The organism is Candidatus Schekmanbacteria bacterium, assembly GCA_003695725.1.
In the GTDB taxonomy this organism is placed as follows: Bacteria; Schekmanbacteria; GWA2-38-11; order GWA2-38-11; family J061; genus J061.
Genome location: RFHX01000013.1, coordinates 1 through 15,924 on the forward strand (window position 1 = coordinate 1; position 15,924 = coordinate 15,924).

Below are 15,924 nucleotides of genomic sequence, written 5' to 3' on the forward strand. Positions count from 1 at the left end.
CCAACCGTTGCGCCTGTGCCTGCACCAACACTCCCTCTTTCAGGAATCTCCTCTTTAGCATTTTCACATGCAGTATAACCGTCTCTTTCATTTGGCCTTGCTTTAAAATCTCCAATGGCAAGGTCAAAAATAATCGCTGAAGGTACTATAGGTACCTTTACAATTCCCGCATCAAATCCTTTGCCTCTTTCTTCAAGGTATCTCATCACACCGGAAGAAGCATCAAGACCAAAGGCGCTTCCACCAGAAATACAAATTCCATCAATCTTTTCAACGATGTGGTTTTCTTCAAGTGGTGTGAGCTCTTTCGTCCCTGCTGCATTTCCCAACAATGAATAGGAACAAACCGCTTTATCATCAAAAAGAAAAACCGTACATCCTGTCACACCTTTTAGATCAGTATAATGGCCAATTCTTACACCTCTCAAATTACTGCTCCTCATTAATTCATTCAAAAAATAAAAAGGCGAACATTCCGAAATGTCCGCCTTCAACACACAGATTTTTCAAACCCTAAGGTTTATTGACAACTTCAACATCATCTATGAGCCATCCTCTAAATCCATTGAACAGGTTATCTACTGTATCAAATGCGAAAACTATCCTTATATATTCACCCTTATATGCTGAAAGATCCAATTGATAACGATACCAAATAGGAGGTTTGTTGAAACCAGACGATGTATAGGGCTTGTCTTCACGATTCATTTCAACAACTGGATCAGCATAGGGGTTTAGAAGAAGTATTTCGTCACCTGAAAGAGGATCAAATAAACTTCCACTATGTGCAATAAGAACGCGCATCCTATCATAGCCCATTTGATTCGGATTTACGCCCTCGATTTCAAACCACGATTTAAAGCGCAACTCTGGATTGGATGTTGGAGGAATATAGAAATATGGAGAATAAATCGCTCCACCGTGAAATAACGATTCAGATATTCCTCCGCTATTTGGATAATCATCTGCCTGTTGCTTACCCATATAATTTCCTGTTGCAGGGTCGCCGAACCAAAGTACATAATTACCGCTTGGTGGAGATGGTAAAGCACCTCCAGATGTATCGCCCGGCGGCAATGTTACATAAGTGGGCACGGCACTATTCACAATTGAAGAAGGATTGTTGATTCTCGACCAACTAATAGTATCTGTTGGGACAGTATCGCTAACAACTGTAACCCATGATTGGTCGGTTTCAAAATCATCGGAAAATATTATTGATCCTAACACTTCTGGAACGAGTGAAAAATCTACATTCGATGTATTCGCATTTGGCATTACTGTAATTCCCGTTTGAATTGACGTTTCATAAGAGTCAGCATAGGCTGTAACAGTAAAGACAGGGATGGGATTGCCTAATGTGTCAGTCACTGGTATTGCATCGATAAAATAAAATCCCTTTGAATCGGTTTGATCCGTTGCAAAAACACCATTCGTTTGAGGACCACCGCTGATTGATACAACTGCCCCGGGAATTGGGTTACCGCCTTCGTCTGTCACTTTACCAGAAACACTCCCCACTACAACAGTTTGCGAAATTGGAGAAAGGGAAGGATTTATTTGAATCGTTGAAGTAATATAATCTACAAAGAAGGATGATGTATAACTCTGGTATCCTGACTTATCAACTTGTAAAATGTATTCACCAACAGGCAATCCAAAGGCATAATTGCCATCTGTATTTGAAGTAACAGTTGCAGTAAAAGGCGATAAATCTGTTATCTCTGACACTGAAAGGGTTGCCCCAGATATACTTTGTTGAGTCTGAACATCGATTACCTTACCAAAAAGATTTGCAAGACTGACTTCCACCGAACCTTTCAGTGTACTGTCTTCTGATGAAACTGCTTCAACTTCAGCTTTGCCATCCGGGGGAATATCTGAAGGAGCTGTATAAAGTCCATTCGATGTAATCGTGCCAAAGCTGTTTCCACCTTTGACACTCCAAACTACAGATTGATTATCAAGACCTGTTACATATGCTTTAAATTGCTCAGTCTCCTCTTGAGGAACAAAAGGATTACTTGGGCTGACAAAGATCTCCTTAGGAATCGGGAAATTAATCTTATTTGAAGTAAGTTCCGCCGTTACAGCCAAAGGAGTATATAGAGAAGGTGAAATATTTGTTGATAAATAAACCTCTATCGTCCCTTCTTTTGCAAGCAAATTGGCTGGCACAAGAGCATGTATAGTCGTATCATTTATATACTCAGTAGTTACTGCCTGTCCACCCACAGACGCCACAAGGCTGGAAGTAAAATTGACTCCCTTGATTTCCATATTGATGTAATCATTACCGCCTTCATTAATAAGTGATAAGAGATCCATCGAGCCGATAGTTGGCGCATTTGTTGGCAATGGAGGGGCAGTTAGACGAGTAACTGCGCTATATCTATTCAAAACATACAAGTTATTGCAAAGGTCGAGTTCAATGCCTTCAAGAGTATCGAATGTACTATGATCGAGCTCACCTAAACTGTTTCCATCTGGGTCAAAAACTTCAATATGGTCAGAACGCTCTGCTACATAGACATTGCCTTTATAATCAACTGCAACTCCCGTAGTTCCCCAATGTGTCGTCGTTGCAAATGAAGATGGAGTACTTCCTCCTGCAGGAACCTTATAAATTGTATCTCCATCATCTTCTGTAATAAAAAGGTCTCCAAATAAATTGAAGTCTATACCATTTATACTTGAACTTAGTGACGCAACAACCGTGCCCGTCCCTCCTGAAGGTGAAAATTTCAAAACTTCACCGTTATATTTATCTGCTATATAAACATTCCCATCAGGACCAATAGCGACACCCCTTGCTTCTGTAACTGTTGTTATAAAATTAGTTATTGGCGTATCAGAACCAGCAGGTATTTTTATCAATCTGTCAGGCGGATTATAACTGCTTTCAGCTAAAACTTCGGCTACAAATAGGTCTCCATCTTCATTCATTTCAAGCCCTCTTACATCTTCAACCTTATCAGAAAGAAGCGTTTTTACACCTGTTGGTGATATTTTTGTAATATCTCCAGGACCGCCGGCAGATCTCGATGTAACATAGAAATCTCCATTACCGTCATAGAGTTTATCTGTACATATTCCTCGAGTTGTGTCTTCTCCTCCAATATTATCCACATAAAGCGTCTCATCAAAGGGAGGAACGATGGTTATAGTAAGTGGATTTGATTTTGAATCACTACCTTTTACTTTTACCGCAACTTTACAAGTACCAAAGGGCAATCCATCAGGTATATCCACAAGAATTCTGTCAGTCCTTACATCAACAATCGTGCCGTCAAGAGGAGTCCATCCAGTGGCAACGGTTGGTTCAAATTTAACCTCCAATGTATTGGATATCGAAAATGCCTGAGCTGGGGTTAGAGGATTTGAAAAAGCTCCATTGCTAAAATCATCGGTTGTAGAAATAGCAAGAAGATTATAGATAGAAAGCATCGACATATCCGGTGCGGTTAATGAAATATTGAAGACAGGAGCAGTCAGTATAACTTTTGCCGTATCTGAAACTGCACTGTCTTCCGAGCTTTGCGCACGCACGATGACAGTTGAAGTCAATGGCATTATAGATGGTGCTGTATATAACCCGCTTGTATCTATTGAGCCCAATGTCCCGTCATCTCCATCGATTGACCAGATGACTGAAGTGTCGGAAATCGCTCCAACCACCGTTGCGCTAAACTGCTGTGATTCCCCAAGATTGAGCTCTGCTGTTGATGGCGAAACAGTCACTTTAAGTTGTGGAATTATATCGACTTCTGCATAATCATAAATGAAACCAGGCTTTTCATCTTCTAAAGAAGCCTTCAAAATACCCGCTATTAGAGCCTTTTTACTTGGAGCTTTTTTAGGAGCTTCATAAAGGCCGTTTTTACTGATCGAACCATATTTTTCTTCCCATAACTTAAGCAGTTTGTCTTTTTCTGCTTTTGATAAGGAAAAGAAATCTTTCAATTTCGATTTCAAATCGCTTGATTTAGGCATTACAAAAAGGTAGAGAGGATTTGCTACATCTGTAATAACTCCTGACACCTCTATATTGAACTTCTTTTTCTCTTTTATACGGACTATGGCAGAAGCAGGAGTAATAGAAACACTGGGGGGGATATCAACGCGAGTAAGAAAGATTACAACAGGCTCTGGCTCCGGTTCATTTGCACCTACAGGCACAGCATCAACACCTTTTTTAACGCCCTCAAAGATTACATTGCCCTGTCCATTCTCTTGGTCGAATGCCTCAAGAAAAACTGTGTATTCCCCTATGGGTACATTGAAAATCAATTCTCTACTTTCACTGAAATTGACAGGTCCTGCTGTAAATTTCTTCCCCTTCAATGGTGAATCTTCTTTTACGGCAACTCCTTTGACAGATTTGACATCTTCAGGTATCTGCTGAGCTCTTGCCGAACGGCCTTTATCTTTCCACTTTACCCGAAGAAGAAGCCTTCCTCTTTGGTTCTTCTGCGGTTTTAGAACTGCTCTTGCCGCTTTGATTTTTGCTTGGGAATAACCTGATAGTTTTACACTAATATTTACTTTCATTTTAGAAGCTACATATTTGGGAGCCCGATACTTTCCTTTCTTATTTATCTTTCCAACTTCCTTGTTTCCCCATTTTATTCCGTTCACATACCATACAGCTTTGCCATACTTCTCTGCTGATTTAAATAATTCTCCCTTATTCTTATCTTTCAAACGAAAGTGTTTGATTTTGCCGGCTCTAATTTTTGTCTTTGCAGGAACAATTTTCAGGTCCAAAGCGCGTAAAGATAAACTTGACCTATGACTGGATGCTGAAGCAGAAATTACAGAATAAGAAATCAAAACCAACGAAAGTATAAAGATATTCAAAAACCTTGTCTTTCCAATCACTTAAAACTACCCCTTTTTTATTAAATTTTTCTTTGATCAAATATGAGATTATCAACTAAAATCTTATTATTATTTTCCCCTTTGGTTTTGGCTTCTCTTCTATAACTCCGCCTTTCTGTCCCGGAGCTTTACCTCCTGTGCCGCCTTCTCCCGGAGTTTGTTGGGGAGGTTCGTTAAATTCTTCACCTCCTGTAGGAGTCTCCTCACCTGTAGGCGCCTCTATGCCTCCTGTCGGCTCTCCTAATTCACCGCCTCCTGTTTCACCTGCGCCCTCTCCGCCTCCTGTTGCTTCAGGAGCACCTTCTCCTGCAAATTCACCTTCTTCTCCACCAACACCTTCACCTCCTCCGGCACCTTCAGTGCCAGTTCCCGTCGTAGTCCTTGTTTCACCAGCTACTTCACCAGTCCCTTCTGTGCCGCCTTCTTCAGTGCCGCCTCCTGTTTCACCTGTCCCTTCTCCGCCTCCACCGGCTCTAAAAGACCTTCTCATCTTTGGATTGACAGTTTTATCTCCGCCTATGTTTGTATCCTGAAACAATTGCTTCATATCTTCCATTCTGATAGGCCTTGGCTCAATCGGAGGCACTCCAGCTTCAACGAGCGTCCAAAGGTCTTCTGACACAGCAACCTTTACTCCCGGTATCTCAACATTCTCAACTTCAACCACTCCATCTATAACGAAAACCTTCGTCTTTTTTTCATTTTCAACCCATACGAAAAACTGAGTTCCACGCACAGCCGCCAAAGCGGTAGGTGTGCGAACTTCATATTCCGTTTTTTCACCGCTTATTTTTCCTACAAGCACCCTTAATTTTCCTTTCATAAGTCGATAAACTGACTTATTGGTCTTCGTTGCTTCATCCTTTTCCTGCATAACAACCTCAACACGGGCATTTTCAGAAATGTTCATTACACTCTCGTCATTGAAGAGAATCTTTACCTTAGAATCATCTCCAGTTTCAATAACATCCTTTTCATAAAGACGGCTTCTAACACGAAGTTTAATCTTTTTTTGCGGCTCTTCAGCGCGAGTTACTTTCACATCGCCTTTTACAGCAAGGGCACGTCCTACAACCTTTGCGGCTTCTACTTTTATTGAAATTAGGAAGATAAGTAGAAAAGCACTCAGTAGAAAAGAATTGAAATACTTGGTTTTCATTTTCTTACCCCTATATGAATATATTATATTCCTTATTTATACTCTATCAAGACAATAGACTAAAACCTCGCTTTCAAATTAAATGAGGTTATTTCTCTGTCATAGTTGTAAAGAGCAACTGTTGAATCATCGACTATGCGATTAAACTTGAATGATAAACTCAAATAATCATTGAGTTTTTTAGTAAACTCAATCGACCAGTCATATTCCTTATCGCGTCTTCTCTTGTTTATTATTGAAATAGAGTTTATATGTTCATAAATGCGCCTTGTATATCCAAAATCACCGTCAAATGACATTTCAAAGGGAAGAGGAATATGAATGGCGCTCCCGACATCGATTCCATTATAATCCCAGTCACTACCTCGCGCATTGTCCTTATCCTGCGAATAATAAAGCCGCAAATAGGCATTATTCTTCATAAAAAAGATATACTGTGAAAGCCCCCAATTGTAATTTACTGCATCACGCTCATAAGGGACATCCCTTTCATCCTGTAAATAATCCTTATCCTGATACCTAAAAAATGCCTGAAGCATTGCTCTATCACTTTGAATCCATGTGATTGAGGGAAGAAGAGAATGGGCTTCGAGATATCTTGTTTCATCTAATTCATAATAATTGAAAGAATACATTACATTAAACCGAAGTGGCTTAGCAATACGATAAGAAAAATTTACTCCAAGCTGATTTCCCGTTATATTATATCCCCGTAACTGCCTATGGACCGATTGATAAAATGAATATCGTCCTGTTGCCTGAAAATTGTCTGTATTTATAAATCTATATGTGCCTCCTAAATAAAAAACCCCCTTCCAATCACCTCTGCCGGAAATCCTCACTCCTGGAACGGATTCAGATGGCTTCAAAGTTACATTATCATCATACTGCCAGCTCAAATCAGCAAATATCGTCCAAGGCTTTGCCGCCCGAACTTTTGCATCAATAGCTGAAATGAATTTCTTTGCTGACTCCCCTTTTTTACTTTTAGGTATTTCTTTTTCCACAGACTTGAAATAGGGTCTTGCCTCTGAATATCGCTGAAGACGATAAAGGGCAACACCAATATAATAGTCTGATGCCGCTTTTACAGATTTATCAATCTTTTCAGCTTCCTTGAAAAAATCGATAGCTTCCTCAAACTTATCCTGCCTGAAACGGATAAGTCCCTGATAATAAGGAACTCTTCCATCCTTTGCCATTGCTTTACGCACAGATTCTAATCCAGCAAAGGCTTCATCATAGTCTCCAGTATTGAGGAGTGAGACAGACCTTTCAAATATGGCGTTAGGATTGTTTGGCGATAGCTTCAAAGCTCTATCAAGAACATCGAGTGCATCATCAAATTCTTTCAACAGATTATATGTCTGTCCTAATTTGATAAGCATTGCCACATTTTCAGGATCACCTTCAAGCCCCTTTTCAAGATGGACTGCCGCGGCTTCATAATCGCCGTCATCAAATGCAAGAAGAGCTTTGGAAAATTCAATCTCAGATACATCTGCAGCATTTACAAAAAAAGACAGAGATAAGGAAAAAATTAAAATCGATAAAAGAAAATATAGAATTCGGTTACTTTGAAAGGAAACAAACATTATTATGCCTCCCATAAAAGGTACAGAGGTAGTTTTTAAATTATATTCCTATTCTTAAATTTGTATCAAGATGTTATTATTAATGTCAATAAGTTAAAGCAACAAAAAGAAAATAATTTTTTTAAAATCAGTTTGCATTTTTGAATGCTTTGGCAATATTATTTTACCTATGAAGTTACTAAAAGATTTCAAACTATCTCCAAAAAAAGTAGGATTCATTACAACTCTACTAATATTTGTCATTGCCTTTTATCATGGTCCAATGCAGCGCATTTCTATTATCAATCGTCTTGAATTGATGACTCTTGATTTCAGGTTTAAAATAAGGGGTGTTGAAAAGCTGCCTGAAGATGTAAAAATTGTGGCAATAGACAATGATTCAATCAAAAAAATAGGCAGATGGCCTTGGGACAGAAAAATCATTGCAAAGCTTGTGGACAAGTTAAGCGCCGCCAGTGCAAGTGTAATCACTCTCGATATCATCTTCAGTGAACCGCAAATATCAGAAGAATCGAAACTCATTTCCAACCTGATAGAAAAAATAAAAAAAGAGAACAAGGGAAATCAAATGAAAGCACTTATTGAGGATTTGAAGGAGAAACTAAAAAACCTCGATAGTGACCAAATACTTGCCGAATCCTTCGAAAATGCAGGAAATGTAATCCTTGCAATGTCTATGAACCCTTTTTCTCCTGAAATAAAAGAACTCGATTCTGATACATTGGAAAATCTTGCACGCTCTTCATATTTTCTTGAAGAAGATGAAGCCAATTTAAAAGAAGAAATCGAGCCAATCGAGGCAAAGGAGGTTTTGATACCGCTCAACAAGTTTATGGATACGGCTTATGCAGTTGGAAACGCCGAAGCTGTAAGCACAGATATAGATGGAGTCGTAAGAAAGGAATGGATGATTGAAAAATATATGGATGCTCTTTATCCCTGTCTTGCCTTATGGGCAACAATGGTGCATCTAAATGCAGACATTGACCAACTAAAAATAATATTCGGTGAAAGCGTACAACTGAAAGATATAAATATACCAATCGATGAGAGAGGCAGATACCTTATATCCTATTATGGACCGCAGGGAACTGTGCCCTATTACTCAGCGGTTGATGTATTGGAAGGAAAGATAGATTCAGACACCTTTAAAGATAAGATGGTTTTTGTAGGATATGCGGCAACAGGATTAGGAGATAAATGGGTAACTCCATTTGGAATTATGTTTGGAGTTGAAAAACAAGCAACAATTGCACAAAACTTTTTGGATAGAAAATTTTTGGTTCATCCTGCTTTGGCAATCCTTTATGACCTTTTTTCAATCCTATTGATAGGCACGATTCTTTCCTTTACATTGACAAAACTTTCACCTTCCAAGAGCGGTTTTTTGGCTCTGGCAGTCTTTATCTTGGTAATCATAATCATATCTTCAATCTTCATATACTACAATATATGGATAAATATGGTTTTCCCTCTTTTAACTACAGCATCATTATATGTATCTATAACATCTTATAGATTTCTTACTGAAGAAAAGGAAAAACGGAAAATTCGTGGTGCCTTTCAGCAATATTTAAGCCCTTCTGTTGTGAATGAAGTTACTAAAGACCCTTCCAAATTGAAATTGGGAGGAGAAGAAAAACCCCTTACAATTCTTTTTTCCGATATCAGGGGGTTCACTTCTATTTCTGAAGCCCTAACCCCTGTTGAGCTGGTCCATCTCTTGAACGAATACTTCAATGAAATGACATATGTCATTACAGAGCAAAACGGAGGGACATTGGACAAATTTATAGGTGACGCAATAATGGCATTTTGGGGGGCGCCTGTAGAAATAGAGAATCATGCAGAAAAAGCCTGCCTTTCAGCACTTGGAATGATGGAAGGTTTAAAAAAATTAAGGGAAAAATGGGACAAAGAAGGGAAACCTCCTGTTGATATTGGAATAGGAATTAATACAGGAAATGTCGTTGTTGGTAATATGGGTTCTGACAGAAGATTTGATTATACCGTAATGGGTGATGGAGTAAATCTTGCTTCACGGCTCGAAGGTATAAATAAAACCTATGGCACGAATATAATAATAAGTGAATTTACAGAAAAGGAAATTCCGGAATATTTCATCAGAAGAGAGGTTGACCTTGTGCGCGTCAAAGGGAAGCTGAAACCGGTAAAAATTTACGAATTGATGGGAACAACGGAAAATGAAAACGGATTGATAGAAAAAGCATCTCTTTTTATAGAAGGAATAAAACTTTATGAAAAAAGAAAATGGAAAGAAGCAAAAGAAATTTTCAAAGCAGTGATTGAAAAATATCCCAACGACGGGCCATCAAAGGTCTATATTGAAAGATGCAGCGCCTATGAGATTTCACCACCTCCAGAAGATTGGGACGGTGTATTTGTTATGACTACAAAATAATCGCTTGCAAAGAACATTCCAAAAATCAATAATGAAACAGTTCTACATATTTTTTATCTGAAGCATCTCGAGAAAAAGGATCAACAAATTTAACACACGCTCAAATGGTTAAACCTTCTTTGCACCCTTTACTCTTTATCGCATCTAATAATTTCAACATCTCTCTGTGTGTCGAAATCAGGATCCTGTCTCATATTATGACAGCGCTTGCAGGTAACTGACATTCCGCAGGTGGGACAGTCGCTTGTAATACCATAGATGGTATCCATCTTTTTATTTTTAGGTGCCTTGATATGGTCTTTCCCGGGACCGTGACAAGTTTCACAACCAACTTCCCTTAAATAAGGCGTATTTTCAGCATCTATAAATCCGCTCCTTCTGCCATATCCTGTAGTATGACATCTGATACAGCGCGTTGTTTTTTCCTCCTTTTCATCTTCAAGCGTCTCATAACTTTCAGAATGTTTCGTGGAGAGCCATTTCTTGTATGCCTTTTGATGACATTTGATACATTTGTCATTTCCAACATATGCAGTCCCTTTTTTCACTTCCGGCTTTTCCTCGAGGAAGACTACATTTTTTTCTTTTTCTACCTTGCTTTCTATTTTCGAAAAGTCAGCAGTTACTCTACCATGGCCAACCAAAGAATACATCGACTTTAAATCGAAGTCAGGGTCATTATCTGCATTATGACAATCCTTGCAGATCTCCTCATTCGGTTTTCTAATAATAAGCTGTTTACGTTTTAGTTTTTCTAAATGCCTCTTATAAAGTGGATGGCATCTGTCACAATCTGCAGCCATACCTTCAACTTTGCCAAGCTGGTGACAGGAAGTGCACATAGAAAGCTTAAATTCGCCAATCTCTATTTTTTCAATATGTAGGCTTGCAGGCCCGTGGCAGGATTCACATTGGACGCCTATCAATTCAGGTGTCTCTTCAAGGCTTCTAAATCCTCCACGTTTCCCATATCCTGTTGTATGGCAGGGAATACACTTCTTATCATCATCCTTCCCACGTGAAGCAAGTGAAATGAAAGCTTTTTTATGTTTACTATTTGAAAAACTTCTTACAATCTCAAAGTGACACCTTATACACTGGCTTTTCCCGACAAAATCAGCCCTTCTATCAAATAATTCATCAAACTGTCTGTATTCAAGGGCTGAAGCTGAAAAAGCCAAACAAATGGCGATAAGAACAAATAAAATTTTTAATAGCAGATTTTTTTTATTCATAGAAAAAATCAATTTCATTACTTAAAAAGATTTACCAACTTCTAATATGAAATCATTTCAATTTCAAATTTCTAATAAAAGCGCTTAAAGCTTCATCCCACACTTTTATAGATATATTGGCATCCCTTTTAATTTTAGAACAATCTAAAACTGAATACTTAGGCCTAACAGCTGGACGCTTTATCATTGAGCTTTTTATCGCATTAATCTGTGCTGGCAAACCTGATACCTCAAAAATCTTTTTAGCAAAATCATACCAAGAACATTCGCCTGCCGATGAAAAATTATAAACTCCTCTGCAGTTATTATTCAACAACCCTACGACAGCATAGGCAACTTCATCTGTCAATGTAGGTGATCCAATCTGATCATCAACGACCTCTATAATCTCTCCTCTTTTTTGCTTGTCCAACATCGTAAAAACAAAATTTTTACCTCCCTCACCATATAACCATTCTGTGCGAAGGATAATGTAATCGTCTGTCGCTTCAATGAGAGACTTTTCTCCTAAATATTTACTTTCACCGTAAAAGTTCAAAGGCGAGGGAATGTCTTCTTCTTTATAAGGGGATTTCTTAGTTCCATCAAAAATATAATCTGTACTAATATGAACAACAAGAGCATTCCTTTTGTTAGATATCTCAGCAATATTATAAACTCCCTCTGCATTGACCTTCATAGCCCTTTCACGCTCAGTTTCACAAGCATCGACATCTGTAAATGCGGCACAATTGATTACAACTTGCGGAGAAAACCTATCAAACATTTCAGCAATAGTATCAGGTTTGGTTATATCAACCTCCGAAATAGCAAACCCTCTTGTATCAAAATGATTCTCTGAAACAATTCTTGTCATTGCTTGCCCAAGCATTCCACGGGCGCCTAAAACTGCGATCTTTTTTTTCTTTTGGCTATTCATCTAAAATTGAGAAAAGACTGAATAGAGATTAGGAATAAGGACTAATAATATCTTTATCTATTCAGATAATGCTTCTCATAATATTCCCTATATTCTCCACTCTTGATTTTTTGCCACCAATTTTTATTTTCCTTATACCACTTTATTGTAAGCTCTATTCCTTCTTCAAATTTTATTTTTGGTTCCCATCCCAACTTTTCTTTTATATAAGTTGAATCCATTGCATAACGACGGTCATGTCCGGGCCTGTCTTTTACAAATTTTATCAATGATTCGCTCTTGCCAAGGCGCGCAACAATCTCTTTAGCGATATCGATATTTCTTTTTTCACAATTTCCCCCAATATTATAAACTTCTCCCTCCTTCCCTTTGAAAAGCACCGTCTCAATTGCGCGACAATGGTCATCAACATAAATCCAATCTCTTATATTGAGCCCATCGCCATAGACTGGAAGTTCTCTATCTTCAATAGCATTAGTGATCATCAGCGGGATAAACTTTTCCGGAAATTGAAAAGGTCCATAATTATTTGAACATCTCGTGATAATTGAAGGAAAGCCATATGTTTTAAAATAGCTTCTCACAAGAAAATCTGCAGATGCTTTGCTTGCAGAATAGGGGCTGTTTGGTGCCAATGGTGTTTTCTCAGAAAAGAGCCCCTCCTTTCCAAGAGAACCATAAACTTCATCCGTTGAAATCTGGATAAACCTTTCAATTCTATTCTCCCGTGCCGCCTGCAAAAGCGTATAAGTGCCAAAGACATTAGTTTTAAGAAAGAGCGAAGGGTCATCGATACTTCGGTCAACATGCGATTCAGCGGCAAAATTTATGACTGCATCTACACCCTTCATCGATTCTTTCATTGCATCAAAATCATTTATATCAGCTCTAATGAAACTATAACGAGGATTATCCGAAACATCTTCAAGATTTTCCAAGCATCCTGCATAAGTGAGAAGGTCTATATTTATAATTGAACAATCGCTGTGCTTATTGAGCATCAGCCTTATAAAATTTGAGCCTATAAAGCCCGCCCCCCCTGTTACAAAGAGTTTCAATTTTTTCTCCTAATCTTTTAATCTAAATTATTGGCTCCCGTTTCTGCTACAAGATTCGTTGCGCGTCTCAACGATTTGAATGTTCCAGCATCAGTCCACCAACCTTCGAGAATATCCCATTCCATCTCCCCCATCTCTATATAGGCATTATTTACATCAGTAATCTCCAGCTCTCCACGCTCTGAAGGTTTTAAATTTCTTATAATATCGAAAACTTTGTTGTCATACATATATATCCCTGTTACGGCGTAATTCGATTTGGGATTCTTTGGTTTTTCCTCAATCTTGACTACTTTTTTCCCATCCAATACAGGCACTCCAAAACGATGAGGATCTTCTACTTCTTTTAGGATAATCCTTGCACCTTTTTCTTGTTTTTTGAAAAGTTCAACCTGCCTCCTTATATTTTTTTCTATTATATTGTCTCCAAGGATGATGCAGAGTTTCTTCCCTTCTGAAAAATGCTCTGCCAACGAAAGGGCATCGGCAATTCCACCTTCCCCTTCCTGATAAGTGTAATTGATATGCTTTAGACCGAATTCTTTTCCATTGCCTAACAGTTTGAGAAAATCACCTGCATGATTACCGCCAGTTACAATTAGAATATCCTCTATTCCAGCGTTAACGAGAGTCGTTATAGGGTAGTAAATCATCGGTTTATCATATACTGGAAGCAGATGTTTATTGGTAATTTTTGTAAGGGGAAGCATCCTCGTCCCCAATCCGCCTGCAAGAATTACTCCTTTCATTGTTATTACCTCTGAGTTAAATTAAAGTTACACTTTTTTATTAGCACAATCATTAAAAAGGTGGCAAATAAAAATATCAGCTTAACAATAAGGGAGGAAATAATCGGAAAGGAACATATTGTTTTTAATGAATTGTTCTATCTTCAGTCTTTCTTTCTTTTAATTTTATCTCTTCATCAGAAAGTTCAATCTCTTTTCTTTCGAGATTGAGCAGGCTATTTCTTTCAATGACCACACTAATATGTGATGAAAGGGAAGTCGCAAGGGCAATCTCCTCTTCATTTATATTTGTATTACTGAAGTATTTATCAGCGATAAGGGCTCCCAAAATGCCTGAAGCACCAATCAATGGGATGGAAACAAATTGGTCTGCCGCTATTTTGTCAAGTATGTCATCAGATATTTTTCCTCTCATATCTTCTTTATCTTTAACTACGATGATACTTGGATTTTCCTGCGCCAATTGATAAGATGCAATAGAACCTTTTGTTCCAAGCGGCTGGTCTCTTGTGATCTTTTCATATTCGCTCATAATACCCCGAATAATGTCGGGCTTTATTGACCATTTGAAAAGAGTTGACAATTTTTTCCTTTGTCCATCGAGAAGATGAAGCGATGCTCTTTCAAATCCTATAATCTCCAAAATCTTAGTTGCATGCTCCCATACTGCTTCCGGTGTTTTTGCAAGATTTAGCCTCGATACGAGACTAAAATATTCCATCTCGAAAGCCAATCCACCCTTACCATTTCTATATCTGAGAAACTTAAGATATTCCTTATAACCAAGCTTATTCAAAGCAAAATAACCTGCTACAGAAAAAACGAGCACAACAAATCCTATATGCTGGCCATTGCTGAAGGAAATATATAAAGCCACAAAAGCAAATATCAAGGAAACAACATAAAGAATCAATACCACGCGTCTGTGAGAAAAGCCCATATCGATAAGTTTATGGTGTATGTGTTCTCTATCTGCCTCAAATATATTGCTGTTTTTAAGTATTCTGCGAATAATGGATAAACTCGTATCAAGGACCGGAATTCCCATTAATACGATAGGGACCATTATACTGCCGACTGTTGCGCTCTTCATTGCACCTGCTATAGAAATCGAACCCAGCATAAAGCCAAGAAAAAGAGAGCCGGTATCACCGAGGAAGATTTTCGCTGGATTAAAGTTATATTTCAGGAAAGCAATAGCAGCACCTGCCAAAGCAAAACAGATGTATGCCTGAACCATATCAGCGTGCTTATTGATGATTGAAACCACACCAAGCGAAAGAAAGGCAATGGCTGAAATTCCTGTGGCAAGTCCATCTAAACCATCAATTAGATTGATGGCGTTTGTAAAAGCAACAATCCAAAACAAAGTAAAAATGAGTGATGATATATCATTAATGATTCCCCAATCTTTCTTCAAATATGTCGTAACAATATCAAGCCGAATATTCGATGACCAAAGTATAATAGCGGCAAGTGTTTGGGCAAATAGTTTCCCCTTTGGTGATACACCCTTTATATCATCCAAAATTCCAACAAAGATTATAATTATTGCGCCTATAAAAATTGGGAAGAATTTTGTGTAATAATAAAGATGAAATGACCTAATCTTCATAAGATAAAGAAGTAATATGGAGAAGAAGAAGGCAAAAAATATCCCTAATCCGCCCATAAGCGGCATAGGCCTATGATGGACTGTTCTCCCATTTGGTGACTTCAATATATTGAATTTCAATGAAAAAAGTCGAACAGCTGGTGTCAAAATGAGACAGATAATTGCCGCTATCAAAAAAACAAATATTATACTTAAATAATAATCAATCCCCAAATTCATATGATTCCTAACTCAAAAAAAATAATACTTTTTTAAAAAAATATTCTATTAATTGATATAATTATAATTAAC

The 15,924-nt window shown here is 38.1% G+C and carries 10 protein-coding genes; 1 reads left to right on the top strand and 9 read right to left on the bottom strand.

What is annotated here, in order from left to right:
- The 4 genes from D6734_00605 to D6734_00620 form a co-directional block, all read right to left on the bottom strand.
- The coding region (locus D6734_00605) for a peptidase S58 family protein (GenBank protein RMF98287.1) at positions 1-443 on the bottom strand (443 nt) is incomplete at its 3' end.
- 70 nt (positions 444-513) lie between these two features.
- Positions 514-4,881, bottom strand: a complete 4,368-nt coding sequence (locus D6734_00610) for a hypothetical protein (GenBank protein RMF98278.1) — start codon at positions 4,879-4,881, stop codon at positions 514-516.
- Positions 4,882-4,936: 55 nt separating this feature from the next.
- Positions 4,937-6,040 (bottom strand): hypothetical protein, encoded by a 1,104-nt coding sequence (locus tag D6734_00615; GenBank protein ID RMF98279.1) that lies wholly within the window; start codon positions 6,038-6,040, stop codon positions 4,937-4,939.
- 59 nt (positions 6,041-6,099) lie between these two features.
- Positions 6,100-7,650, bottom strand: coding sequence for a hypothetical protein (locus D6734_00620; protein RMF98280.1), 1,551 nt, complete (start codon positions 7,648-7,650; stop codon positions 6,100-6,102).
- Positions 7,651-7,804: 154 nt separating this feature from the next.
- Between D6734_00620 and D6734_00625 the strand changes: the two genes are divergently transcribed.
- Positions 7,805-10,057: an adenylate/guanylate cyclase domain-containing protein gene (locus D6734_00625; GenBank protein ID RMF98281.1), complete on the top strand. Its 2,253-nt coding sequence runs from the start codon at positions 7,805-7,807 to the stop codon at positions 10,055-10,057.
- Between the two features lie 128 nt (positions 10,058-10,185).
- Here the strand turns inward: D6734_00625 and D6734_00630 are convergent, their stop codons facing one another.
- The 5 genes from D6734_00630 to D6734_00650 all read right to left on the bottom strand — a co-directional run bounded on the left by D6734_00630 (position 10,186) and on the right by D6734_00650 (position 15,852).
- A complete protein-coding gene (locus D6734_00630; GenBank protein ID RMF98282.1) occupies positions 10,186-11,310 on the bottom strand; it encodes a hypothetical protein in 1,125 nt (374 codons plus the stop codon).
- Between the two features lie 34 nt (positions 11,311-11,344).
- Positions 11,345-12,211 carry a dTDP-4-dehydrorhamnose reductase gene (gene rfbD / locus D6734_00635; protein RMF98283.1) on the bottom strand — a complete coding sequence of 289 codons (867 nt, stop codon included), beginning with the start codon at positions 12,209-12,211 and terminating at the stop codon, positions 11,345-11,347.
- Positions 12,212-12,264: 53 nt separating this feature from the next.
- A complete protein-coding gene (rfbB, locus tag D6734_00640) occupies positions 12,265-13,269 on the bottom strand; it encodes a dTDP-glucose 4,6-dehydratase (GenBank protein ID RMF98284.1) in 1,005 nt (334 codons plus the stop codon).
- Positions 13,270-13,286: 17 nt separating this feature from the next.
- Complete coding sequence (locus D6734_00645) at positions 13,287-14,018, bottom strand: spore coat protein (protein ID RMF98285.1); 732 nt, start codon at positions 14,016-14,018, stop codon at positions 13,287-13,289.
- A 124-nt stretch (positions 14,019-14,142) separates the two neighbouring features.
- Positions 14,143-15,852, bottom strand: a complete 1,710-nt coding sequence (locus tag D6734_00650; protein RMF98286.1) for a hypothetical protein — start codon at positions 15,850-15,852, stop codon at positions 14,143-14,145.
- Positions 15,853-15,924: the final 72 nt, after the last annotated feature.